Here is a 25,493-nt window from a genome sequence, read left to right on the forward strand (position 1 = left end):
TTTAGTGCGCTCCATTTTGGTTATATTTGTCGATACAGTTAACGATATCTTGATAACGATACTCACTACAATAACCGAAACCCGGTAACTGTTTCACTCTTATTCTGGCGAATATAGGCACGGTCATACCTGCCAAAAACTTAGCTTGCACAGATACTGAAACAGATAGATGCCCTTTCGTTAGCATGTGCTGATTAAAGCTGTCTAAATGTGCTTGGATGTCGGTTAAGTTTTCGATGGGTGCTATGGCTTTTTGCGGCAAAATTGCCGGTTTTCCACGACAAACACTACAATGACCACACTGCGAAGGCGCCGCATTATCGTCAAAATAATGCGCTAACCGCGCTGTAATACAGGTTTGTGATTCAAAAAAAGCTAACAATTGATTTAAACGAGAGATTTCTTTGACTTCATTGCTCTGGAAGTAATCTGATAACTGACCAATGAGATCTTTTTGCACTAGCGCTGCAGGGTTTACTTCGAAGACTTGTGTGATTTTTTTGGTCTCTAATAAGATCATCTGCTTATCTGCAAGATACTCTAATGCTGCAACCACACGCTGCCTTTCAGCCCCATAAGCTTGATATAAACTATCAAAATCTAGTTGACCCCAAACCTTCTTAAAACGTGTATGTTCAAAAATTTGATTTAAAAATGTCTGCCTTTGCTCATCAAAGCCTGCAAGTAATTGATGTTTATCAACTAGAAATTGATACTTAAACTCAGAAAAATAAGCAAAACTAGGTTTAACGACCTTGGCTAATTCAAGTTGAACCAATAAGGTTTTAAGCGGCAATAACTTGATATTGCAACTGCTGGATATACTAGATTCTTGCATTTCCCAGCGGCCATTATCCACTTCAGCGCTGATATGCTGAATTAACTTGGCAATGGCACTGGGCTCTGGAGTATCACCATAAACAAAGTTTTCTATGGTATTGAGACCATCTTTGTTTGCTAAAGTGACACAATGTGACAAACCATTATCACGCCCAGCTCTGCCAATTTCTTGGCTGTAATTCTCAATCGATTTGGGTAAATCATAATGGATAACAAAGCGTATGTTACTTTTATCTATCCCCATGCCAAAAGCAATGGTAGCGACAATAATATTGATTTCGCCATTCATGAATCGATATTGGATCTGATTCCGAATATCAGATTCAAGCCCCGCATGATAAGCCGTGGCCTGAAAGCCTTGAGTCGTTAAGTACTGCGCAACATCCTCAGCCGTTTTTTGCAAAGTCACGTATATAATGCCCGCACCGTTAAACTGGCTGACGCAATGGCTCAAGTTGGTATTTTTTTCACTTTCTAAAACGGGTAATACACTGATATCAAGGTTGGCTCGATAAAACCCTGTTTGAACCACTTGCTGAGGCAATATATTAAACCGCTTAGCCATATCCTGTTTTACTTTGGCAGTTGCTGTTGCTGTTAATAGCAATACTTGAGGAATAGCGAACTCCTGACAATAAACAGGAATTTTCAAATAGTCAGGCCTGAAATTATGACCCCACTCAGAGATACAGTGCGCTTCATCAACAACCAATAACGAAATAGTAATTGAAGATAAAAACTGCCTAAAACGTTCATTTTTAAAACGTTCAACAGACACCATTAATATTTTAGTCTGCCCGCTACGCACATCACGCATCACTTGCTGGCTTTGTTCATAGGTCAAACTTGAATCAATACTCGCTGCACTAATTCCTTTACTATGTAAGAAAGCTATTTGATCCTTCATTAAGGCCAACAGTGGCGAAATCACTAACGTTACATTAGCAAGCTGCAGTGCACTAAATTGATAGCATAGTGACTTACCAGAACCCGTTGGAAAAATGGCTAAAGAAGAATGCCCTGACAATATATGTTCAATGACAGCTTGTTGCCCTTCACGAAATTGATCAAAACCAAATTGTTGTTTTAATAACGTAGTTAATGCTGGGGCTGTTGTAGATATGTGAGAACTTGGCTGTTGCATGTCGACGCCTTTATTGATTGAAAGCAGTCGAACGCTTACGACTTACGAGCAATATATTGATTGATCAAATCAGTCATTTTATCTTCAAACACTTCTTGTACTTGTTCAAGGTCATGACCAAAGCGCTGTAAATATTTTGCAGCTTGCGCGCGAGTGAGCATTTTATTTGCTAAACAATAAGCCATTTCGTCTAATTGTTTATTAAAACGAGGTTCAAGTAACCACTGGCAACTGTCTGTATCAAACGCAGCTAACGTTTGCTGAGCAAGATTACAAAAGGTATCAATGTGATCTATACCATCTGGTCCTAAACAACCTGGCTCTAAACGGTAAAGAACAATTAATTTATTATCAAACATACTAAACGCGCATCCTATGCGTAAACAATTGAACTGATTTACAAATTATCCAAAAATCAATTAAGTTAAAAAGAAAAGCTAGCCTTCTTTGGCTATTATCATAGCTTGTTTAAACTTATCAATATAGTTTTCGATTGGCACAATGTCTTCTTTTAAGCGTCTATTACGCCCAAGCAAAGAGGACTCCACAAATAATTCAAACCAAGATGATAATGCCTCACCATTTTTAGGTTCATCTATTGCACTGAAAGCTAATGCAGCGACTTCAGCGGTAGACAACTGAAAGTCATGACTGCCCTTTCTTAATTCATAAGTGGCTAAGGTTTCCGGATTAAAAGACAGCAAGGGTAAATCATGAAGGTATGGACTCTTGCGAAACATTTTAATCGCTTGGCGCCAGCTACCATCCAGTAAAATGAGTAACGGTATTTTTTTAGGCTTATCAGCTTGATGCGCTAAAGAAGCATTAACTGCATTATCAATGTTTGACTGCTTGCACACTGATAGTTGATCAATATGCTCTACCACTTGCTGACCTTCTTGTGCATATTGAGCGGGGAAAATTAACAAAGGCTGATATTGAGCATCATTAATCATCTCAATCATTTGCTTATTGGGATCTTTACGCGACCAAAGAAAAGCACTGGTATTAGGCACGGTATCAGCAATGAGACGACCACTATTCGTTGGCTTTAATACTTCGTCATCATACATGATCAACATAAAGCTAGCTGATGTGTTGAGATACTGCCTATGCTCACAGGTGCAGAAAATCTCTCCTAATAAACACCATGGGCAACGAATAAGCTTCATTCCTCTAGCTGCAAAAGGTTTTGTTGAAATTGATTTTCTGTATTGGTACAGACGATGAACAGCATGTTGCTGCTCAGGTGGTATCGCCAACATGTTGGACTCTCTTTCTATCGCAATATGGGAATGACTTAAGGACAGCTATAGTTTTGCTATTAAGGAAAATTATCATGCTTGCTTGATACATAATTATCTTAGTATCAAATGATAGTGTATTAAACACAAATAGATGCAGTCGTTTACTTTTACGTTCAAAAATATTCATCACCAATTAAGGTGATGAATGATTTTTTCCTAGCTATAATATTCTACGTAGTAAAAAATCAGCTTTTAAGCGTTTAATTCTAGTCATAATTTTTTTCACAGGAACTGGATATTTCTGTAAAGTTTCAATTTGACTGTAATGAAACAGCTTCTCAGTGTGGGTAAGAATTAAATCTTGTTCAGCTTCAAAATTGGCCTTCCAAGCACCAGATTCATCATGCAGTAGTAAGCCATTTTCTAGATCCAAAGCCCAAGCCCGTGGGTTAAGATTAGAGCCTGTGATGAGGTGTTTTTTGCCATCAGCACTGATCCCTTTCAAATGGTAACTATTAATTCCATTTTTCCAAAGGTGGATCCTAAGCTGACCATTTTCAACAGCCCATTGTTGGCGCTTAACAAACTTGCGTAACGATTGCTCGTACATATACGGCAATGCACCAATGGTAGAGAATTCTTTTTCAGGTGGTATATAAAAATCGTTAGCCGTTTTATCACCGACAACAATATCAATACTTTTGCCATTACGAAGATGACGAGTCAGTGCACGCACCAAGGCATTAGGTGGATTAAAATATGGCGTACAAATAAACAATGACTCTTGAGACTCATCGACAAGCTTAACAACCACTTCATTAAGCTTATTCTTTTTACGGCCTAACCCCACAAGCGGTGTCACACGATTACCAATACGCGTACTTTCAAATTCGTATTTAGAACGCCCTAGACGCGTCTTGAATGTGCGAATATCGTTCTTTTCAGGGCACTGCTCGCTACTGCTATCTTGCGTTAATGAGCAAACTGCTGGATCGCTAACTAAATACTGATGAATAAATGCAGTCATGCTTCTTGCAAGTTCAGCAGATTCAATCAGGTGATAGCGATCAAAGCGATATTTTTCAAATTGCTGGAAATAGATATTATTGATACTTGCACCACTGAAGATGACAGCATCATCGATAATGAAACCTTTAAGGTGCAAAACGCCCATAAATTCACGGGATTTAACAGGCACCCCAAGAATATCAAATGGGACTTCAGCCTCAGCCATAGCTTTGCGGTACATAATGTAATTACCGCTATCGCCTTTATGGCCAATTAAGCCACGACGTGCACGATGATAATCTACTAGTACAACAATATTAATTTCAGGATTGGCAGCTTTAACTGCTAATAACGCATTTAAGACTTCGCGTCCTGCTTCGTCATCTTCCAAATACAACGCAGCGATATAGATCGCTTTTTTCGCGTTCGCGATGCGTGAAAGTAATTCAGTTTTAAACTGAATCGGATCTAATAACCATTTTAATGATTCAGCTTGTAATGCGATACCACCTAGCTTGTCCAGCAAGGCAACCTCCTTAAATGATTCTCAGTGTTACTCACTGAGTTCGCCGTTTTTAAATGACTATTCGTATTGAATTTAAGCATCAGCCCTATTTTTATTCTAGGTTTGAACAATAAAATGCTTAATCTATCAATCGATATATCTGAAACGACGCAATAACAAATTTACTAAAATAATTGGAGATAGAAATTACCGACTTAACTGCGTTCGAGCAAGGTTTTTCTCAACTTAAACACGTGTTTGGTTAGTTTATGAGAAACAATTAATATATTTGGGCTTAAACGCTAACGATTTACTCACGAAGGTGACCCAATATTTTCTGTAAAATCGACTATTTCTCAGCCACAAGCAAAGATCTTTAATGTAAACCACACGTAAATGACGTATTTTAACTTTACCTATATTGATTGTATCTAATTATGCCTTTTCCTATTCTAGCCTTATCCTTTGCGGTACCCATTCTGGCAATGAGTTTTCCAGTGTTAGCAAATGACTATTTAACTAATATGATGAATATCATCAGCCCATCACAGTCACAGATATCAGTGAGTGTTTGGGATGTTGAAAGCCAAAAAATCATCTATACACTCAATGATAATACCTTAATGTTACCTGCTAGCATTCAGAAATTAATCACTGCAGTAGCTGCGAGCCATCAATTAGGTAAAGATTTTCATTATGAAACCCAAATTACTCATGACGGTGTTATCAATAACAATGTCTTAAACGGTAACCTGTATATCCACTTTCAAGGGGATCCAACCCTAAAACGTAAACACCTCGATGCGCTCATCCAGCAATTAAAGCAAAAAGGGATCAGTAATATTAGCGGTGATGTATATCTAGTTGCAGAAGAGTCTAAACAAACTCGCGCACCAGGCTGGGCTTGGGACGATTTAGGCATTTGTTATGCGGCGCCGGTGTCTAATTACATTATTGATAGAAATTGCGTTAAAGCGACGCTGACGCCGTCTAAAGTGGCGTCTACCGTTTCAATTAAATCAATTTATCCAATCACGATGACATCAACAGCTAAGTTTGATCAAACCATTGATGTAAAAGAAGCACAGAAACATTTTTGTGAATTGCATATGCAACGGTTTGATAATAACCACTATCAAATTGATGGTTGTTACCCAGGCAACAAATCCATTCGATTAGCAATAGCAGTAAACGATCCGAGTTTATACAGCAAAGGGGTAATCGAAGATTTACTCCAACAAAACAAGATTAACTATCTTAGTATGAACACTGTATCGAAGGTTAATCAGCCACAAACTGTCATTGCAACTCATCAATCAAAACCGCTACCCGTTTTATTAAAAACCATGTTACAAAAATCTGATAATTTAATTGCTGACAGTTTATTAAAACAAATTGGCAGGCAGTATTTTTTTCAATACCAAAAGCAATTACGAACTGAGCAAGCAGCCCCTTTAGATGAGATACAGTGGAATAATACTGTACCTAAAGATGGATTCTTAGTCGGAGCAAAAGCCATTGAGCATATAATGCTAGAACTTGGCTTACCTTATATTGAAGCAAACATTGTCGATGGCTCTGGCTTGTCACGTTACAACCTTATCACAGCCCATCAAATGATGGCGCTATTACAACTAATCAAAAAAGACGAGCAATTAAACTATCTAGAAGCATTACTACCCGTTTCTGGTGAGTCTGGTACCCTCAAATACAAAAAATATTTCAATCAACCACCGTTAAAGAGTGAAGTGGCCGCTAAAACCGGCACTATGATGGGCGTAGAAAACTTGGCAGGATATTTAGATGCAGATAATGGTAAGCAATACGCTTTTGTCATCATAGAAAACGGCTTAAGCCCTAAAGCAAAAAAAGCCAGACTGGCACCTTTTAGTGCCCTTTTGCTGCAAACGTTGAATGATTTGCCTTAAACCTTAAGTATCGGTCTTTGCGCTATCAAGCAAATTGCTGCTTAAGCTTATTTATTGTAGATACTAAAAAGCACCTTAAATTAAGGTGCTTTTTTCTGATAAGTGCTTACAAGTCGATAATTTAAAACAAGTCTGCAGGCATTGCCATAATAGCATCATCACCTTGACTAACCTGCGCAATATGGAAATCCGCTTTAGGCAGAACTTTGTCCATATAGAACTTTGCCACAAATTGTTTTTGTTGCGCAAAACTTTGATCTTCATGACCTTGTGAACGTTCAGCCATCAGCAATGAGTAATAACCGTAAAGGATAAAACCAAATGCATCTAAGAAATCAACCGCACTGGCATTAATTAATGCTGGCTGAGTTAATTTATGCTCATTGATGTGATTTGCAATGGTGAGTAAATTATCAAAGCGCAAGCTGATCGCCTTTTTGTCAGCGTCAGACACATGTTCAAAACCGGCTAACTCTTGGTTAATCTCAGCAACGAAACTAGTTAACGTTGCGACATTGTCACCTGTGACTTTACGACCTAAAAAGTCGATAGCCTGAATGCCGTTTGTTCCTTCATAAATCTGCGCGATTCGCGTGTCACGGACAAATTGTTCTATACCCGTTTCGCGAATATAACCATGACCACCGAATACTTGTTGCGCCATGATTGTGGCGTCTAAACCACGGTCAGTTAAGAAGGCTTTAGAAACTGGTGTTAATAAGCCAACATATTTTGTCGCTTTAGCTTTAACAGCACCTTCACTGTGCTTGACCAAATCAAGTTGTTTACCAGTAAACACTGATAATGCACGACCTGCATCAGTAATTGACTTGATTGTTAATAGCATACGACGCACATCGCCATGCACAATAATTGGATCTGCAGTAGCGCCAGTTGCTGACCCTCCTGCTGCGACGCCTTGTACACGTTCTTTAGCATAGTCGGCAGCCATTTGATAAGCACCCTGAGCACTGCCTAAACCTTGAATACCAATAGCCAAGCGCTCATAGTTCATCATAGTGAACATACACACCAAACCACGATCAACTCTACCAACTAAAAAACCTTTGGCATTGTCGTAATTCATCACACATGTGGCAGATGCTTTAAGGCCCATTTTATGTTCTATAGAACCAACAGTCACCCCGTTAGAATCACCTAATGAACCGTCATCATTAACATTGATTTTAGGCACTAAAAATAAAGATATACCACTGGAGTTAGGCAGTTTAGCCAACACTAAGTGAATAACGTTTTCAGTTAAATCATGATCGCCACCGGTAATGAAAATTTTGCTACCAGAAATTAAGTAACTGCCATCATCTTGCGGTTCAGCTTTAGTACGAATGTTACGTAAATCTGAACCCGCTTGCGGCTCAGTCATGTCCATTGCACCTGACCACTGGCCAGAATAAAGATTAGGTAAATATTTTTCTTTTAACTCTTCTGTTGCGTGCGCATTAATACATAATGCGGCGCCAGCAGTCAGTGAACTGTATAAAGTAAATGAGTTACAGGCGCTGTAATTCATCTCATCAACTAATACACCAAGCATTTTCGGCATTCCCATACCACCAAAATCTGGTTCACCACAAAGCCCTACCCAACCACCTTCTGAAAATTGCTGGTAAGTTTCTTTAAACCCATCCGGTGTGATGACCTTACCATCAATATGTCTGACTTCTTGTTCATCCCCATTTCGGTTAATAGGTTGAATTAGGTCACGGCTTATCTTGCTCGCTTCATCTAAAATAGCGACAGCTGTGTCCATATCGACCATTTCAGCCATAGCAGGCATGTTTTGCCAAGTATTGGTGGCGTCGAAGACATTTTCTAATAAAAACTGCATGTCTTTTAAAGGTGCTTGGTAAGGGTTCATATCAGGCTCTTAAACAGATAATTAAAACAGTTGTTTCAATTTATACAAAAGTCGCAGTAAACACAAGTTCAATCGCATGTTAACCACATAAAAAAGGATATTTCTAAAAGCACTTTGGAAAGATAACTGCTGTCAATTATCTTAGATAATTAGCAGAGTTTTATTGATAAAATGAGAACGATATTAGATAAGTAACTTTTATTGCTGTTGCTCGTAAGCAGCACCCAGCAATGCAAAATAATCTATAATACAAGCCATGATCTGTTTGCGATGCTCCATAGAGGGATATATCATTTTTGAAACAGTATCGGTATCTAATGTCCCTGAGACCAAATACTGGTTATGAATATGACCGTCTGATTCAATTGCAGCCTCAAATGCCCTTGCCATTAGCTCTGTAGGTTTAGAAAAATAGTAACTTCCTTGCTGCTTATCAATGGCGATAGCCTTGTTCACATAATCACTTGCACTCTTGCCGTCATCACTCAACAATACCAATTTAAATAACGCTGACAGTTTGTCATTTAGTTGGTGAGGTTTTAACAACACATCTTTGAGCCATAAATCAGATGCATAGCTGTATTTAACGCTAAATGCAGAATGGGAACTCCTCATATTGCTACCAACATCAAAAGCCTTATCAACAATGTAATGATCAAATGCATGCCAGAACTCATGTGCTAAAGCTCCTGCACCTGCATTTTTAGCTAAAGCTAGTTCTTTCGTGGTCGGGGAATAATGAGCCTGCACGCCTTTTTGCCCCCCTCGGCCAAATAACAAGTTCAATGTTTGTCGCAACCCCAGTAATCTTGTAGGCACTTGTAATATCTGTGATAAATCAGCTAATGAATCAAAAACTAGATTAGCTGCAATGTCAGACTCTTCTCTAGTAACCCATTTGCCGACACTAATATGCCTCAAACCAAAAGTATGTTTGATATCAATAAAATTGGCTTGCTGCCCTTCTCGGTAATCAGCACCATTTCTATAGTAGTGAGTTTTTTTAAGCACGATGATTACCTAGTAAAGCATGAATGAAATGGTATTTAATTATAAATTTAAGCAATAAAAAAGCCCCGTAAAGAGGCTTTAATAATTATGATTTAGATAAACGAATTCGCCATTAAACACATCATTTGAATAATGAGAGTTTACTCCGTGTTTACCACATTAAATCATCAGGAATTGCATAATCTGCGTATGGATCATCTGCTTGTTCAACTTGTTCAGTTTGGGTATTGGTATTTTCTTCCCATAAATAACCACACCACTCAGGTACCAATAAGTTTACACGCTCAGCCAGTTTGTGAGGTACAAGGTAGCTCTTATCTTCGTGGCGTACGATACCTACAGCGCCAGATAATAACTGACCTTGCAGCTTTTCTGTTACGTAAATAGATAAAATCTTAGTGCTCATAGTGAAATTAAATTTGATTTCAGCATCTTTAGGGATGCTAATGGCAAACTTATTAAACTCGGTAATAAGACCACGGACTTGACCTTTCTCACTCGCCTCTGCAAATCGTTTCTCGTTTAAAGCGCGATCTTTTTCTGTTTGCGCTAACTTTTGATCTGCAATTTGCTGTTTCAAATCAGCACTGCCGTCATCGACCTTGGCTTTCTTCTGTTTACGTTTTTGAGTTTTAACGTCTCGCGCTTTTTGCTTACTCGCGAGTCCTGCTTTTAGCAATTGCTCTTGCAATGCGTTGGCCATTTAAATCACCTTTAAAAAAATTGTATTACTGTTCAGGTAAATGTTTTGCTAATGCATCCATTGCAGCACCTGCACCACCTAATGACCAACCACCATCGACAGGTAATATTGTTCCGGTAATGTATGAAGCCATGTCAGATGCTAGAAATAACGCAGCATTGGCAATATCTTGTTTTTGTCCGTTACGTTTAAGCGGCACACTATCAGCTATCATAGATTTTAATGCTTTACTCGGTGCTAAGCGATCAAAACCTTCAGTTTCTGCGATAGGACCCGGCACAATAGAATTGACTCGAATACCTTCAACGCCCCATTCTATGGCTAAGGTACGTGTCAGCATATCAACACCCGCTTTTGCTGCACATACGTGCACTTGTAACGCCATTGGCACATAGGCTTGAGGTGCCGAAATTTGAATGACACTGGCAGACGTTTTGCCATCAGTCTCTTTTATGCCTTTCGCCAATAATGGATATGCTTGTTTAATCACTTGAAAGCTGCCAAGTAAATCAATATCCATAACCGATTTAAAGCCATTTACCGATAAATCTTTCGCTCGTGCAGGAAAGTTTCCTGCTGCGCCACTGACCAACACATCAATATGGCCGAACTGTGCTTCAATCTCTGAAAAACCCGAAGCAACAGCTTCAGGATCTCTGACATCAAAACTCACGCCTATGTGCTGACCTTGAGGATTAGCTGACTTTAAAGCATCTACGGCTGCTGTCACTTTTTCAACACTGCGACTGGCAACAGCAACATTTGCCCCTTGCTGAGAAAAAGCGCAAGCAATACCAAGATTAATGCCGCTTGTACCACCAATAACAACAACGTTCTTTCCATGATAATCAAACATTTTGCACTCCTGCTTAGGTGATACTATTAGAATATTGTTCAATATCTATATGTTTACGTTAATGAATTAACGATTTGATGTAATGAAGCTAATGGATCAGTTGCTTGAGTAATTGGGCGACCAATCACTAAATAATCAGAGCCCGCAGCAATCGCCTTCGGTGGCGTCATTACGCGATGTTGATCACCAACATCAGCACCAACAGGACGAATACCAGGAGTGATTAGATTAAAGTCTTTACCAAAGCTTGTTTTAAGCATAGTGGCTTCTTGAGCTGAACACACAACGCCATCAAGACCAGCTTGATGTGTTAGCGCAGCTAAACGTTTAACATGTTCAGATGCAGGAACATTTATCCCTAATAATGATAAATCTTCATCACTCATTGACGTTAATACTGTTACAGCGATTAGCAAAGGTGCGTCATTACCATAATTGCCTAATGCATTTTTTGCTGCCTGCATCATCGCTAAACCACCACTTGCATGGACGTTCGTCATCCAAACACCAAGGTCCGCTGCTGCAGACACGGCTTTTGCTACGGTATTAGGAATATCATGAAATTTTAAATCTAGAAATAAATCGAAGTCACGATCATGGATGTCTTTTACCAATTGTGGTCCGAATAAAGTAAACATTTCTTTGCCTACTTTAAGGCGACACATAGATGGGTCAAGCTTATCAATCAGTGATAGTGCCTCATTTTTATTGTCATAATCTAAGGCTACTACAATCGGTTTATCTGCCATGTTTACTCCGTAAGGTGTTTATTAACGCATTTCAGCTATAGGGTATTAAATGAAATGTTTGATTAGTAACCCAATGTTTTAATCGGTTATCGTTGTTACCTTTGGCCACGCATATTGCCATACTCTGGCGTTATTCGCCGTCTAAGCCTTTAACACGTTTGATGCTGCCCCATTCTTTACAAGATGGACAATGCCAATACAAACTGTGCGCTGGGAATCCACATGAGCAGCAACGATAACTGGGTCTAAATTTAATCTGTTGTTCAACTAACTTTTCAAGCATAGATAAACTTTGTTTAGCTTGGCCATCTTCTGCTTGTTTGATATGTAGTTGCATTAAATGCTGAAAACCCTTCATCGTTGGGTGACGGTAAAGATGATCTAACACCATCTTTTCAGCATTTTTGGTATTACCTTGTTCAATCATGTGTTTTGCTAGTGCAATAATGACACTTGCCCCAGCGCCTGCCTCTAGGGCTTGTTGTAACAAGGATTGATAACCTTCAGCGTCGTTTGTGTCGCGATAGACTTGTTTTGCAACACCAATGGCATCAGAAAATAATTCAATATCAGCTAGTTTTAATTCCAAGATAGCTTTTTTACATAAATTAGCTTGATTTGAATCGAGATAAATTTTTGCCAAAGTTAACCAAGCACGACCACATTTATCATCGAGTTTAATTGCTTGTTGTAGTAATTTGATTTTCTCAGCGCCATCTGTAGATTCATCAGCAAGCTGACAATAAAAATGGGCTGTAATTGATTTTAAAACTTGCTGACGCTTGCGGCTTAAACCTTTAGTGATGTTAATGGCGTTCTGCCATTCTTTGGTAACTTGATAAATAGAGATCAGCTGAGTTTCAGCTTCTTCACTATGATCATCTTGACTAACAAGGTTTAAAAATATTTCTTCAGCTCTGTCGTAGAAACCAGCCGCTAAATAATCTTTACCCAACTCCATCATAGCAATATCACGTTGTTCTGTGGTTAAGCTAGGTCTGGCAATTAAGTTTTGATGAATTCTGATGGAGCGGTCGACTTCGCCGCGTTTTCTAAAAAGCGAACCTAATGAAAGGTGAGTATCAATGGTTTCATCATCGACATCTAACATGGTAATAAACAAATCGACTGCTTTGTCAGATTCGTTTGAAAGTAAAAAATTAAGCCCAGTAAAATAGTCTCTACTGAGTTTTTTACTTTGCTGTTTTTGATTCTGTCGTATACTTCTTCGCCCCATATACCAGCCATAACCAGCCGCTATAGGTAACAACAGAAAGAGGATTTCTAGCATATTACGCGACGGTATCCTGTACAGTTGGCTCAGAAATGTTGTTCGTTAGTTGAGCAATAGTTTTGTTCCTTTTTCTAACGACCATTTTCAACTTAACAATATAATAAGCAGCAAATAACCAACTAATGATGAAGCCGGCTAAAAATACAACCGCGAGGACAACAGGTAATCGATACTGTCCTTCAGCGATAAAATAGCTGACAGTAACAATTTGCTCATTCTTAGCACCAAAAAGTAGCGCAAGAACAAAGAATAAACCAACAATGACAATGGCAATAAAAGATTTCACGTGCAGCTCCATTCTATCTGTGAAAGATAAGATCGAAATTTACCAATATAATGATTATCCAAGAATTTTAGTCAACTAACCAGCTTTGCTGAGCATTAGATACAAAAAAGCCTCCAAAAGGAGGCTTTTTAATCAAGCGTTAATCATTGATTAACCGCATCGACACGTTCACGCAGTTCTTTGCCAGGCTTAAAGTGCGGTACATATTTGCCTTCCAAGTCAACTGAGGTTCCAGTTTTAGGATTACGGCCAACACGTGGTGCACGGAAATGAAGTGAAAAACTACCAAAGCCACGGATCTCTATGCGATCACCGCCTTCTAATGTTGTCGCCATTTGCTCTAACATTTCTTTTATAGCACTTTCCACTTCTTTCGCCGACAGCTGCGACTGCCTAGTGGCAAGTTTTTCGATCAGTTCGGATTTCGTCATCCTATACCCTCTATTATCAAGCCAAACACAGTCGCCTAATGGGAAACAAAGTGCGTTTCCCACACAACAGGCGATTTATTACTTACGAGCTGCTTTAAACGCTTCAGCCATTGCATTACTAATAACAGCATCATCTTGCTTGTTAATAGTTGCCATTGCTTCTTTCTCATCTGCTTCATCTTTCGCTTTGATAGATAAGCTGATAGAACGGTTCTTGCGATCTACGCCCATGAACTTAGATTCAACTTTGTCACCTACAGAGAATTGTGTAGATGCGTCTTCGATACGCTCGCGAGAGATATCTGCAACGCGAAGGTAACCTTCAACAGTTTCAGCTAGTTCAATTGTAACGCCTTTAGCGTCAACAGCAGTAACTACACCATTTACAATAGTACCTTTCTTCTTGTCTGCCAAGTAAGCATTGAAAGGATCGTCTTCAGTTTGCTTAACGCCTAAGCTGATACGCTCACGCTCAGGGTCAACAGAAAGAACTACTGCGTGGATTTCGTCACCTTTCTTGTACTCAGATACAGCGTCTTCGCCAGTACCGTTCCAAGAAATGTCAGATAAGTGAACAAGACCGTCGATGCCGCCGTCAAGACCAATGAAGATACCGAAGTCAGTGATAGACTTGATCTTACCAGAAACTTTATCGCCCTTGTTGAAACGAGTAGCGAAATCATCCCATGGATTAGTCTTACATTGCTTAAGACCTAGAGAAATACGACGACGTTCTTCATCGATGTCTAGAACTAGAACTTCAACTTCATCACCTAAGTTAACAACTTTAGATGGGTGGATGTTCTTGTTAGTCCAATCCATTTCAGAAACGTGAACAAGACCTTCAACGCCTTCTTCGATTTCAACGAAACAACCGTAGTCAGTTAAGTTCGTTACGCGACCAGTAAGACGAGTGCTTTCTGGGTAGCGCTTGCTGATTTCTAACCATGGATCTTCGCCAAGTTGCTTAAGACCTAGTGATACGCGAGTACGCTCACGGTCATACTTAAGAACTTTAACGTTGATTTCGTCACCAACATTAACGATTTCAGATGGGTGCTTAACACGCTTCCAAGCCATATCAGTGATATGTAGAAGACCGTCAACGCCACCTAAGTCTACGAATGCACCGTAGTCAGTAAGGTTCTTAACGATACCTTTAACTGCTTGACCTTCTTGAAGGTTCTCAAGAAGAGCATCACGCTCTGCACTGCTTTCTGATTCGATAACAGCACGACGTGAAACAACAACGTTGTTACGCTTCTGGTCAAGTTTGATAACTTTGAATTCTAATTCTTTGTACTCTAGGTGAGCAGTATCGCGAACTGGGCGAACGTCTACTAGAGAACCTGGTAAGAAGGCACGGATACCGTTTAATTCAACAGTGAAACCACCTTTAACTTTACCATTGATGATACCGATAACAGTTTCAGCATCTTCGTAAGCTTTTTCTAGAACAATCCAAGCTTCGTGACGTTTCGCTTTTTCACGAGATAATTGAGTTTCACCGAAACCGTCTTCAACAGAGTCAAGTGCAACATCAACTTCGTCGCCAACAGCGATTTCTAAAACACCTTGAGCGTTTTTGAATTCGTCAGCAGAAATTGGGCTTTCAGACTTAAGACCAGCGTCAACTAGTACAGTACCGTTTTCGATGCGTACAACTACACCACGTACGATAGAACCAGGACGGAACTCAAGTTCATTTAGGGATTGTTCAAATAGATCAGCAAAAGATTCAGTCATTTTATGATTACTTTCTTTTATAAACCACCATCCATCCTGGATGTGGAGTCAATTAATTTATTTACATCATCCGTGATATAAATGTTGTTTCATAATCTCTCAGAATTAAGAAATTACGTTAAGTTTTTATTGATGTGTTCAAGCACAAGCTCAAGCACTTCATTAATACCTATACCACTAGTATCAATCACTAGCGCATCATCTGCAGGCACTAAAGGTGAGACTGAACGATTAATATCGCGGTCATCACGTTCAATGATTTCAGATAAAAGGCGATCGATATTAACATCGAAGCCCTTGTCCTGCAACTGTTTATAGCGTCGCTGCGCCCTTTCCTCTGCTGATGCAGTAAGGAAAATCTTAGCTGGAGCATTAGGAAAAACGACCGTCCCCATGTCTCTGCCATCGGCGACTAAACCAGGTGTGTTACTAAAAGCACGCTGACGACGCAATAATGCTTCGCGAACACGAGGGAATGCAGCAATTTTTGACGCTGCATTGCCACATTCTTGAGTACGGATGCTGGTAGATACATCTTCGCCTTCAAGAATCACTTTAACTTGTTCAGTACCTGTCAAAAACTGCACATCTAAATGAGCAGCAAGTAAGGTAATAGCTTCTTCATTCTCTAATTCAACATTGTGATGAATCGCAGCAAGGGCTAATACGCGATAGATAGCACCGCTATCTAATAAGTGCCAATCTAGTTTCTCTGCGACTAATTGACATATGGTCCCTTTCCCTGCACCGCTTGGTCCGTCGATTGTGACTACTGGAGCACGTTCAGACATAAATTCCTCCGAAAAAAACAATCTTCCATGAAAGTATAAAAAGGTTCATCAAAATGAGCGGGCAGCATTGTATAACAATTTTGATGAAAAAACTGGAGTATTTTGTAAGTTCACTAACCAGATCAAAACAACGGCAGTATATTGACTGCCGTCATTTAATTGGTCGATGAAATCAACAGCCTTATTGAGCTAAACGAGCAAACTCAGCGAAATAGGTAGGGAATGTTTTAGACGTGCAATCTGGGTCATTGATGGTAATCCCGCAGTCAGCAAAGGCTAACATAGAAAAACACATTGCCATACGATGATCATTATAAGTATCAATTCCTGCAGTATTTAACTCAGCTGGCGGAGTAACAGCAATAAAGTCATGACCTTCTTCTACTGTGGCACCGACTTTACGGAGTTCAGTTGCCATAGCTGATAAGCGGTCGGTTTCTTTAATTCTCCAATTGTAAATATTTGTTATGCGTGTGGTCCCCTCAGCAAATAACGCAGCAGTCGCAATGGTCATTGCCGCATCAGGAATATGATTCATATCTAAATCAACAGCCGTTAGCTTTGCTTGGCGTGCAATAATGTAATCATCACCCCACTCAATGTCTGCACCCATTTTTTCAAGTACATCTGCAAATTTCACATCCCCTTGAATACTTAATTTACCAACACCAGTAACTTTAACTTCACCACCTTGAATTGCACCAGCAGCGAGAAAATAAGAAGCTGATGATGCATCACCTTCAACAAGCACTTTGCCCGGTGAAACATATTGCTGACCAGTTTGAATTTCAAAACGGCGGTAATCATGGTTAATGACTTCAACACCAAACTGAGCCATTAATGCAATGGTAATATCAATATAAGGCTTTGAAACTAACTCGCCCTTGATATTTATGTTTACTGTGTCTTTAGTTAATGGGGCAACCATTAATAATGCCGTTAAAAATTGGCTAGATAAATCACCTGCGATTTCAACTTCTCCGCCATTTAAGCCGTCAGCATTAATAGTTAAAGGTGGAAAGCCATCATTCTTAAGGTAAGTTATATTTGCACCTAACTGACGTAACGAATCAACTAAATCTCCAATAGGTCTTTCTTCCATGCGAGGTTCACCTGTTAAGGTAAACTCACCTGAACCTAACGTAAGCGCTGCACATAATGGGCGCATTGCCGTGCCTGCATTACCTAAAAATAAAGTCTGTGCTTGCTGAGCACTTAATGGCTTGCCTAAACCTTCTAATTCACACACAGTGTTGTTTTCAGACAATTGGTACTTAACGCCTAATTGCTTTAATGATGCCAACATATAGCGAATATCGTCTGAATCTAATAAATTTGTCAGGGTTGTTTTCCCTTTTGCTAGCGTCGCTAACAATAATGCTCTATTTGATATGCTCTTTGAGCCAGGGATATTAACGACACCATTTACTTTGTTAACGGGTTCTAGACGCAATTGTTTCATTAGCGATTCTTCTTAAATGATTTCTAGCTAAACGCGAGAATGACTGAAGGCAAAAGATAAAGACAGCTTTGTCAATTTATCTATACGATTTGGGCACTATCAAATTGAATAATTATTCTTGCCTACAAATTTACTGATTGCAGCCCATGATTCAAGGGAAATATGACATTTATTTACTGTTTTTAAGCCAACTTGAATAAAATGAATGAAAAACAGCCTGTTTAACCTAAAGTCAGAGCCTGTTCTGCACTATTGAACCGTAAACTGTAAACTTTCGGCTCATAAAAATAAGCTTTTTGGTGTTATTAAAAAAAAGGCATTTCATTCAGTATTTAATCTACGTTACCCTTAAGTTAATCCTACTAAAACTGAATAATAAATAAGGTCAACAGTCATGTTCAAAACATTAACTGCTATGCCAGCTGATCCAATCTTAGGTTTGCTCACTCAATACCGCCAAGATAATCACTCACAGAAAATAGATTTAGGTGTTGGCGTCTATAAAGATCCAGCGGGTCACACACCCATTCTGGAATGTGTAAAAACAGCAGAAAAAATGCGTACAGAAACTGAAACCACCAAAGTCTACATTGGCCCAACCGGATCAGAGTCGTTTAATCAATTAATGTCTGAACTTGCATTTGGACAAAGTCATACAGCATTGCTTGCTGATCGTATTCGCACAGTGTCAACACCTGGCGGTACTGGCGCATTGAGAGTGGCAGCTGAATTTATTAAAAGTTGTAATCCCAATGCCGTCATTTGGGTTAGCGATCCAACTTGGGCCAATCACACTGGCCTATTTGAAGCTGCTGGCTTAACGGTTAAAACCTATCCTTATTATGACTATGACACTAAAACCCTTAAATTTGATCAAATGGTCGATGCATTAAAACAAATCAATAAAGATGACGTCGTTTTATTGCATGCATGTTGTCACAACCCGAGTGGAATGGATTTAACTCGATCGCAATGGGATGAAGTAATTAGCATCACAGCTCAGCAAGGCTTTACACCACTGATTGATATGGCTTATCAAGGTTTTGGGGATGGTGTCGATGAAGATGCCTATGGTGTTCGCCAGATGGCTGCGGCTGTAGAGGAAATGATTTTATGTAGTTCGTGCTCTAAAAACTTCGGTTTATACCGTGAGCGTATTGGCGCATGTACTATTGTCGCTGATAATAGCCAAGCTGCAAACGTTGCTTTTTCTGTTCTACTGTATGTTGTGCGTTGTATCTATTCTATGCCGCCAGCACACGGAGCAGCATTGGTTGAGACCATACTTGGAAATCCAGAGTTAAAACAAGCATGGTTAAATGAATTAACAGTCATGCGCGATCGCATTAACGGCAACCGTCAAATGTTGGTGAGTAAGTTAATTGAAAACGGTGTTGAGCAAGATTTCAGCTTCATTGCTAAACAAAAAGGAATGTTCTCCTTCTTAGGTATTAACCCTGAACAAGTAGAAACGCTTAAGCAGCAACACAGTATTTATATGGTAGGTTCAAGCCGGATGAGTATTGCTGGTATCAGTGAAGCAAACGTTGATTATCTGGCTAAATCAATCGCGACAATTTTATAATCAACATCACTAAACACATATAAACTAAAAAGCGAACGACATTAATGTCATTCGCTTTTTTATTTATGATTAGCTTAAACAGTTATGCACTATGTTGTTTTGCAAACGTTTCCATAAAGTTAACCAAAGCTTGAACACCTGATAATGGCATCGCATTATAAATACTTGCTCTCATGCCACCGACAATACGATGTCCTTTAAGCGCAACAAGACCCGCCTGCTCCGCTTGCTTTAAAAACTCACTATCTAGACTGTTGTCAGTTAACTGAAAAGTGACGTTCATTCTTGAACGGTTTTCTGCTTTAACACCATTTTTATAAAACGGATTACTGTCTATACACTGATACAGTAAATCCGCTTTTTGTTTATTGATTTTTTCTATCTCAGTAACGCCACCTTGCGCAGTCAACCAATCAAACACTTCTGCGGCAAGATACCATGCAAAAGTTGGTGGTGTATTGAACATAGAATCGTTCGCCTGCGCGACGCTGTAATCCATAATTGAAGACTGAGCTAAACTAGGCAGTTTCAACATATCGTCACGAACAATGACAATAGATAAACCTGATGGGCCGATATTTTTTTGAGCGCCGGCATAGATCAGCCCATACTTACTAACGTCTATTTGGCGTGACATAATCGTTGAAGATAAATCAACCACCACAGGCCATGGGCTTTCAAGTGATTCAAATATTTCTATGCCGTCAACGGTCTCATTGGCACAAAAATGGACATAGCGATAATCTTTATCAATGGCATTGAGATCAGGAAGAACAACTTGATTGACACCATCACAGTTTTCGACAATGTTCATTTGATCAATATTGTCATCACCCACCAATTTAACCGCTTCTTTAACCGCTGCTGTTGACCATTGGCCATTAACTAAATACAAAGCCTTACCGTTATCACCTAAAAAGTTATTAACGACATTGGTGAATTGACCACGACCACCACCATGCATAAATAACACATGATAGTTTTCTGGTATCTCCATTAATGCGCGTAATGTTTTTTCAGCATGTTGAGTTAATGCAATGAACTCTTTACTTCGATGGCTAATTTCCATGACGGAGACACCTAAACCATTCCAATCAATTAGTTCTTGCTGCGCTTTTTGCATTACAGCTTGTGGTAACATGGCAGGTCCAGCACAAAAATTATAAATAGCGCTCACAGCATTGTCCTTTATCGTTTTTAGTTAAAACATTAAATTGATAGCATTTTGACATGCAGTATATCCCAACTGTTTCACAGCTAAAATGAAAAATAATCATAAAGCAGATCAAGCATGATTTAATTACTCAAAATATACTTTTAAATACTATCAACAAGGCATTTTTTGATAGAATCTACTGGTCAATTATCAATAAATAACCTGCTATTTTATTAAGTGCTGCATAAGTAAACTACGGCACTATTTTTATGTTTAAAATGAAACAGATTTTATGAATTTACATGACGAGTCACTAGTAAATATCAAAAAATTAAACAACAATACTTGTATACAAATGAGTAACAAACGTCCTTTTTAGTTATAGACGTCAACACAATAATAAATAAACCGTATTAACGGTCATTGGAACTGTACATGTTTTTAAAACCTATATTATTTTTAGGCGCTGTATCTTTTGTTAGTTTGCTCCCTACTTCCTTAATAGCTGCAGAGCAATCTGACTATTCTCCTTTAGCCGACAGCTTTAAACAGCGTTTTCATCAACAGCTTAAAACAAGCAAAGTGCCAGGTGGCGCATTTGTGATAGTTGAGGGCGACAAAGTGCTGAAACTCAGTACATATGGTAAACGAACAAAAGGCGGCAGTTTGAATGTCAATGCAGACACTGTATTTAGATTAGCGTCTGTATCTAAAACTTTTGCTGGCACGTTAGCCAGTATGTTGGTCAATGAGAAAAAATTAAATTGGCAACAGCCGATCAAAAGCTACTTGCCAGAGTTTACCCTTGCCGACAAACAAAAAGCGCAGCAAATCAATCTCGGTCATATCATTGGACAAAGTACCGGCTTGATGCCAAATAGCTATGATAATTTAATCAATGCCAATGTGGGCATGGAAAGAATTATCAACAAATTCTCTGAGCTCACCCCGATGTGTTCCCCTGGGGTCTGTTACAGCTACCAGAATGTAGCATTTTCATTTATTCAAGACGCAATAGAACAACAATCGGGTCAATCTTATGAATCTTTACTGCAAAATAAGATATTTTCACCTTTAGATATGAAGTCAGCATCCATTGGTTATGACGCATTCGATCAGCAAAGTAATCGCGCTGAACCACACGTAAAAACGAAATCAGGATTTAGAAAAGTAAAAGTAAAACCCAACTATTACAAATTAGCGCCTGCTGCTGGTGTTAATGCCAGCATTACTGATATGTCAAAATGGCTAATTGCCAATCTAGGTGAAAACCCTGGGGTACTGTCCAACAGTGTGATTAAAGATGTTACTACCCCAGGAGTTAGAACAACAAAAGAACTACGCCGCCGCGATTGGAGAACTTATCTAGATAATGCTCATTACGGTAAAGGTTGGCGAGTTTATGAATTTGAAGGTAGACCATTAATTTATCATGCTGGCTGGGTTGCTGGTTATGTTGCCGAAGTCTCCTACTCACCTGAATTAAATATCGGTATGGCAATGTTGCTTAATGGAGAGTCAAGGGTTATTGCTAAACTCAGTTCGGCATTTTGGCGTGATACATTTAAACGTGCAGATGTCCTCGCCAGTAATACATCAGCGAACTAAACTGAATAGAACTGAGCTGAACTATAGCTGAACTAAAATAAGTTAAGTTAAGTTAAGTCATCAAGCGGTCTTAAACAAGTTAATCCATCGTGTGGAGAATACTTGTGACAGCGAATAGCTGTAGCCAAGTTCGCTTTAAGTAGGTAAGTAAGTGAGCAAACAACACCAAACCAGACACTGTAGTTTGAGATAATTTACAAACCTATAATTGAAAACACTAAAGCTGTGTTTACGCTAATTTTGACGTAATTGATTATAAAAAAGAAGCAATAAAAAAGGATGCCATTGGCATCCTTTTTTTGTATCAGCAAATAACTCGATTAAGCATCTGCTTCTGGTGTATCAGTCGCATCGTCAGCAGTTTTTTCTACTGCAGCTGTTTCAGACTCTTCGCCTTCAACAAACTCTTCTTCTGGGACTTCAATTTCATCAAGTCTTTGCAAACCGACTACTTTTTCATCTTCAGCAGTACGAATGATTGTCACACCTTGTGTGTTACGACCAATCAATGAAACACCGTTAGAAGGAGTACGTACCAGAGTACCTTTGTTACTAATCAGCATGATTTCTTCAGATTCAGTCACCTGAACAGCGCCAACGACAGCACCGTTACGCTCACTCACCTTGATTGAAACAACACCTTTAGTGCCACGGCTCTTAGCTGGGTACTCAGATAGGTCAGTACGCTTACCGTAACCATTTTCAGTGACCGTAAGAATAGAACCATCTTCTTTCGGAATGATCATTGAAACAACTTTTTGACCATCTTCAAGTTTGATACCACGAACACCCGTTGCCGTACGACCCATTGGACGGATAGCAATCAGATCTTCACCCGTCTCAGGATCTTTCTTCACTTCACCCGTTTCAGAATCACGTACTTTCTCGTTAAAGCGAACAACTTTACCTTCATTCGAGAACAGCATGATGTCATCACTACCATTAGTAATATCAACACCAATTAACTGATCATCATCTTTTAGGTTAACGGCAATAATACCGTTTGCACGAGGATTACTATAAGCAGTTAATGCTGTTTTCTTAACGGTACCGTGAGCGGTAGCCATAACAATAAACTTATCATCAGCATATTCACGCACAGGTAGAATCGCAGTAATACGTTCTCCATCAGAAAGCGGTAACAAGTTAATGATTGGACGGCCACGCGCTGTACGGCTTGCCAACGGTAACTGGTAAACTTTAAGCCAGTACATTTTACCGAAGTCAGAGAAACAAAGAATCGTGTCATGCGTATTGGCAACAAGCAGTTTTTCAACGAAATCTTCATCTTTCACTTTCGTTGCAGCTTTACCTTTACCACCACGGCGCTGCGCTTGGTAATCAGTCAATGGCTGATATTTAGCGTAACCCATGTGTGATAGTGTCACCACGACATCTTCTTCGTTAATTAAGTCTTCAAGACTCATATCAACTTCGTTTTGATTAATCACAGTACGACGAGCATCACCGTATTGTTCTAGAATCTCTTCTAACTCTTCTTTGATGACTTCCATCAAGCGTTCAGGGCTACGTAGAATAAACAATAGACCTGCAATGAACTCGAGTAACTCTTCATATTCAGCAAGAATTTTTTCATGTTCAAGGCCCGTTAGGCGATGTAAACGAAGCTCTAGAATTGCCTGTGCTTGCTGCTCAGTTAAGAAGTATTCGCCATCACGAATACCAAATTCTGGCTCTAACCACTCAGGACGAGCTGCATCATCACCTGCTTTTTCAAGCATGCCTTGTACATTTCCTAGCTTCCAACCTTGCTCTACTAATTTAACCTTAGCTTCTGCAGGAGTTGGTGAAGCCTTAATTAACGCAATGATTGGATCAATGTTAGCCAATGCAATAGCAAGTGCTTCTAGGATATGTGCACGTTCACGTGCTTTACGTAATTCAAATACGGTTCTACGTGTAACGACTTCACGGCGGTGAAGGATGAAACACTCAAGCATTTCTTTTAAGTTAAACAGTTTTGGTTGACCATTTGTCAACGCAACCATGTTAATACCAAAAGAACACTGCATTTGAGTTTGAGCGTATAGGTTATTAAGTACAACCTCGCCAACTTCACCACGTTTAATTTCAATAACAATACGCATACCGTCTTTATCAGACTCGTCGCGTAAGCCACTGATACCCTCGATTTTCTTATCTTTTACAAGCTCAGCGATTTTTTCAATCAAACGCGCTTTGTTAACCTGATAAGGAATTTCAGTAACGATAATACGTTCACGGCCATTCTCTTCTTCAACTGCAGCTTTTGAGCGCATAACAGCACGGCCACGGCCAGTTTTGTATGCATCAATGATACCTTTACGGCCATTGATAGATGCTGCTGTTGGGAAGTCAGGACCTGGAATGTGTTCCATTAGCTGTTCAATTGAAAGACTTGGCTCTTCAATTAACGCTAAGCAACCACCGATCACTTCAGAAATGTTGTGAGGAGGTATATTGGTTGCCATACCGACAGCGATACCAGAAGAACCATTAATTAATAATGTCGGTACACGCGTTGGTAATACAGCAGGAATAAACTCAGTACCATCATAGTTAGGTACATAATCTACTGTTTCTTTTTCTAAATCGGCTAATAATGAATGAGCCAATTTTTCCATGCGAATTTCTGTATAACGCATTGCTGCTGCAGAATCGCCATCAACTGAACCAAAGTTACCTTGGCCGTCAACAAGCGTATAACGCATAGAGAATGGCTGAGCCATACGTACGATTGTATCGTATACAGCAGAGTCACCATGTGGGTGATACTTACCGATTACGTCACCAACAACACGAGCTGATTTTTTATAAGGCTTATTAAAGTCGTTCTTTAATTCGTTCATTGCAAAAAGCACACGACGGTGAACCGGTTTTAAACCGTCACGAACGTCGGGTAATGCACGACCTACGATTACACTCATTGCATAATCTAAATAAGAATTTTTTAGTTCGTCTTCGATGTTAATTGGCGAAATTGATGATGCCAGATCAGTCATAAACTGCTCGTTCCCCTAAAATTAGCGCACAATAATTATTCCATTTTATTGTGTAGCTCAAAAACGTGATTTGGCATTCTAACACAGATATAAAAAGTGGCTAGACCCTAGGACAACGAAAAGTTAAAGCAAGTGAAAAACTGAATAAAAACAGCAAGAATAAGTCAATATTGTTTAGGTTTCTCTACTATTTAAATTACGAAAATGGTTTAACAAATATCGGATGTCCTTTTTATCTACAAATAGTGTTGAATATATGACC

20 protein-coding genes are annotated in these 25,493 nt (G+C 39.3%); 3 read left to right on the plus strand and 17 right to left on the minus strand.

Features of this window, described 5'->3' with window-relative positions; genetic code table 11:
- Position 1: 1 nt before the first annotated feature.
- The 4 genes from LMH66_RS04610 to pssA all read right to left on the minus strand — a co-directional run bounded on the left by LMH66_RS04610 (position 2) and on the right by pssA (position 4,765).
- Positions 2 to 1,984: a RecQ family ATP-dependent DNA helicase gene (locus tag LMH66_RS04610; protein WP_229368730.1), complete on the minus strand. Its 1,983-nt coding sequence runs from the start codon at positions 1,982 to 1,984 to the stop codon at positions 2 to 4.
- 35 nt (positions 1,985 to 2,019) lie between these two features.
- Positions 2,020 to 2,343: a hypothetical protein gene (locus tag LMH66_RS04615; RefSeq protein WP_229368731.1), complete on the minus strand. Its 324-nt coding sequence runs from the start codon at positions 2,341 to 2,343 to the stop codon at positions 2,020 to 2,022.
- 78 nt (positions 2,344 to 2,421) lie between these two features.
- Positions 2,422 to 3,246 carry a tRNA-uridine aminocarboxypropyltransferase gene (locus LMH66_RS04620; RefSeq protein WP_229368798.1) on the minus strand — a complete coding sequence of 275 codons (825 nt, stop codon included), beginning with the start codon at positions 3,244 to 3,246 and terminating at the stop codon, positions 2,422 to 2,424.
- 205 nt (positions 3,247 to 3,451) lie between these two features.
- Entirely contained in the window at positions 3,452 to 4,765 is a 1,314-nt protein-coding gene (pssA, locus tag LMH66_RS04625; protein ID WP_229368732.1) for a CDP-diacylglycerol--serine O-phosphatidyltransferase, read from the minus strand.
- Positions 4,766 to 5,181: 416 nt separating this feature from the next.
- Between pssA and dacB the strand changes: the two genes are divergently transcribed.
- Positions 5,182 to 6,672, plus strand: coding sequence for a D-alanyl-D-alanine carboxypeptidase/D-alanyl-D-alanine-endopeptidase (gene dacB / locus LMH66_RS04630; RefSeq protein WP_229368733.1), 1,491 nt, complete (start codon positions 5,182 to 5,184; stop codon positions 6,670 to 6,672).
- Between the two features lie 121 nt (positions 6,673 to 6,793).
- Here the strand turns inward: dacB and LMH66_RS04635 are convergent, their stop codons facing one another.
- The 11 genes from LMH66_RS04635 to aroA form a co-directional block, all read right to left on the minus strand.
- Positions 6,794 to 8,551 carry an acyl-CoA dehydrogenase C-terminal domain-containing protein gene (locus tag LMH66_RS04635; RefSeq protein WP_229368734.1) on the minus strand — a complete coding sequence of 586 codons (1,758 nt, stop codon included), beginning with the start codon at positions 8,549 to 8,551 and terminating at the stop codon, positions 6,794 to 6,796.
- A 198-nt stretch (positions 8,552 to 8,749) separates the two neighbouring features.
- Positions 8,750 to 9,562 carry a CLCA_X family protein gene (locus tag LMH66_RS04640; RefSeq protein WP_229368735.1) on the minus strand — a complete coding sequence of 271 codons (813 nt, stop codon included), beginning with the start codon at positions 9,560 to 9,562 and terminating at the stop codon, positions 8,750 to 8,752.
- 151 nt (positions 9,563 to 9,713) lie between these two features.
- Entirely contained in the window at positions 9,714 to 10,265 is a 552-nt protein-coding gene (locus LMH66_RS04645) for a DUF2058 domain-containing protein (RefSeq protein WP_229368736.1), read from the minus strand.
- A gap of 25 nt (positions 10,266 to 10,290) precedes the next feature.
- Positions 10,291 to 11,121: an SDR family oxidoreductase gene (locus LMH66_RS04650; protein WP_229368737.1), complete on the minus strand. Its 831-nt coding sequence runs from the start codon at positions 11,119 to 11,121 to the stop codon at positions 10,291 to 10,293.
- Between the two features lie 53 nt (positions 11,122 to 11,174).
- A complete protein-coding gene (gene pyrF, locus LMH66_RS04655) occupies positions 11,175 to 11,870 on the minus strand; it encodes an orotidine-5'-phosphate decarboxylase (protein ID WP_229368738.1) in 696 nt (231 codons plus the stop codon).
- Between the two features lie 130 nt (positions 11,871 to 12,000).
- On the minus strand, positions 12,001 to 13,161 hold the full coding sequence (lapB, locus tag LMH66_RS04660; RefSeq protein WP_229368739.1) for a lipopolysaccharide assembly protein LapB: 1,161 nt from the start codon (positions 13,159 to 13,161) through the stop codon (positions 12,001 to 12,003).
- A gap of 1 nt (position 13,162) precedes the next feature.
- On the minus strand, positions 13,163 to 13,450 hold the full coding sequence (locus LMH66_RS04665; RefSeq protein WP_229368740.1) for a LapA family protein: 288 nt from the start codon (positions 13,448 to 13,450) through the stop codon (positions 13,163 to 13,165).
- Positions 13,451 to 13,593: 143 nt separating this feature from the next.
- Positions 13,594 to 13,881 carry an integration host factor subunit beta gene (gene ihfB / locus LMH66_RS04670; protein ID WP_229368741.1) on the minus strand — a complete coding sequence of 96 codons (288 nt, stop codon included), beginning with the start codon at positions 13,879 to 13,881 and terminating at the stop codon, positions 13,594 to 13,596.
- A gap of 78 nt (positions 13,882 to 13,959) precedes the next feature.
- On the minus strand, positions 13,960 to 15,648 hold the full coding sequence (rpsA, locus tag LMH66_RS04675; RefSeq protein ID WP_277868760.1) for a 30S ribosomal protein S1: 1,689 nt from the start codon (positions 15,646 to 15,648) through the stop codon (positions 13,960 to 13,962).
- Between the two features lie 92 nt (positions 15,649 to 15,740).
- Positions 15,741 to 16,418, minus strand: a complete 678-nt coding sequence (cmk, locus tag LMH66_RS04680; RefSeq protein ID WP_229368742.1) for a (d)CMP kinase — start codon at positions 16,416 to 16,418, stop codon at positions 15,741 to 15,743.
- A 181-nt stretch (positions 16,419 to 16,599) separates the two neighbouring features.
- Entirely contained in the window at positions 16,600 to 17,880 is a 1,281-nt protein-coding gene (gene aroA, locus LMH66_RS04685) for a 3-phosphoshikimate 1-carboxyvinyltransferase (protein ID WP_229368743.1), read from the minus strand.
- A gap of 394 nt (positions 17,881 to 18,274) precedes the next feature.
- Here aroA and LMH66_RS04690 point away from each other — a divergent pair, with 394 nt between their 5' ends.
- Complete coding sequence (locus LMH66_RS04690) at positions 18,275 to 19,465, plus strand: amino acid aminotransferase (RefSeq protein WP_229368744.1); 1,191 nt, start codon at positions 18,275 to 18,277, stop codon at positions 19,463 to 19,465.
- Between the two features lie 82 nt (positions 19,466 to 19,547).
- Here LMH66_RS04690 and serC read toward each other — a convergent pair whose 3' ends face one another.
- Positions 19,548 to 20,642, minus strand: a complete 1,095-nt coding sequence (gene serC / locus LMH66_RS04695) for a 3-phosphoserine/phosphohydroxythreonine transaminase (RefSeq protein WP_229368745.1) — start codon at positions 20,640 to 20,642, stop codon at positions 19,548 to 19,550.
- A gap of 414 nt (positions 20,643 to 21,056) precedes the next feature.
- On the opposite strand from serC, the gene LMH66_RS04700 reads away from it, so the two are divergent.
- The gene (locus LMH66_RS04700; RefSeq protein WP_229368746.1) at positions 21,057 to 22,229 is read left to right on the plus strand and encodes a serine hydrolase domain-containing protein; all 1,173 of its coding nucleotides are present in this window, start codon (positions 21,057 to 21,059) and stop codon (positions 22,227 to 22,229) included.
- Positions 22,230 to 22,549: 320 nt separating this feature from the next.
- On the opposite strand, the gene gyrA is transcribed toward LMH66_RS04700, so the two are convergent.
- Positions 22,550 to 25,231, minus strand: a complete 2,682-nt coding sequence (gene gyrA, locus LMH66_RS04705; protein WP_229368747.1) for a DNA gyrase subunit A — start codon at positions 25,229 to 25,231, stop codon at positions 22,550 to 22,552.
- Positions 25,232 to 25,493: the final 262 nt, after the last annotated feature.

This window comes from Shewanella sp. 10N.7 (genome assembly GCF_020806285.1).
GTDB lineage: Bacteria > Pseudomonadota > Gammaproteobacteria > Enterobacterales > Shewanellaceae > Shewanella > Shewanella electrodiphila.

Coding starts and splice junctions, on each gene's coding strand:
- LMH66_RS04610 (WP_229368730.1), bottom strand. CDS start 1,984: ATGCAACAGCCAAGTTCTCACATATCTACAACAGCCCCAGCATTAACT.
- LMH66_RS04615 (WP_229368731.1), bottom strand. CDS start 2,343: ATGTTTGATAATAAATTAATTGTTCTTTACCGTTTAGAGCCAGGTTGT.
- dacB (WP_229368733.1), top strand. CDS start 5,182: ATGCCTTTTCCTATTCTAGCCTTATCCTTTGCGGTACCCATTCTGGCA.
- LMH66_RS04635 (WP_229368734.1), bottom strand. CDS start 8,551: ATGAACCCTTACCAAGCACCTTTAAAAGACATGCAGTTTTTATTAGAA.
- LMH66_RS04645 (WP_229368736.1), bottom strand. CDS start 10,265: ATGGCCAACGCATTGCAAGAGCAATTGCTAAAAGCAGGACTCGCGAGT.
- LMH66_RS04650 (WP_229368737.1), bottom strand. CDS start 11,121: ATGTTTGATTATCATGGAAAGAACGTTGTTGTTATTGGTGGTACAAGC.
- pyrF (WP_229368738.1), bottom strand. CDS start 11,870: ATGGCAGATAAACCGATTGTAGTAGCCTTAGATTATGACAATAAAAAT.
- lapB (WP_229368739.1), bottom strand. CDS start 13,161: ATGCTAGAAATCCTCTTTCTGTTGTTACCTATAGCGGCTGGTTATGGC.
- ihfB (WP_229368741.1), bottom strand. CDS start 13,881: ATGACGAAATCCGAACTGATCGAAAAACTTGCCACTAGGCAGTCGCAG.
- cmk (WP_229368742.1), bottom strand. CDS start 16,418: ATGTCTGAACGTGCTCCAGTAGTCACAATCGACGGACCAAGCGGTGCA.
- aroA (WP_229368743.1), bottom strand. CDS start 17,880: ATGAAACAATTGCGTCTAGAACCCGTTAACAAAGTAAATGGTGTCGTT.
- LMH66_RS04690 (WP_229368744.1), top strand. CDS start 18,275: ATGTTCAAAACATTAACTGCTATGCCAGCTGATCCAATCTTAGGTTTG.
- LMH66_RS04700 (WP_229368746.1), top strand. CDS start 21,057: ATGTTTTTAAAACCTATATTATTTTTAGGCGCTGTATCTTTTGTTAGT.
- gyrA (WP_229368747.1), bottom strand. CDS start 25,231: ATGACTGATCTGGCATCATCAATTTCGCCAATTAACATCGAAGACGAA.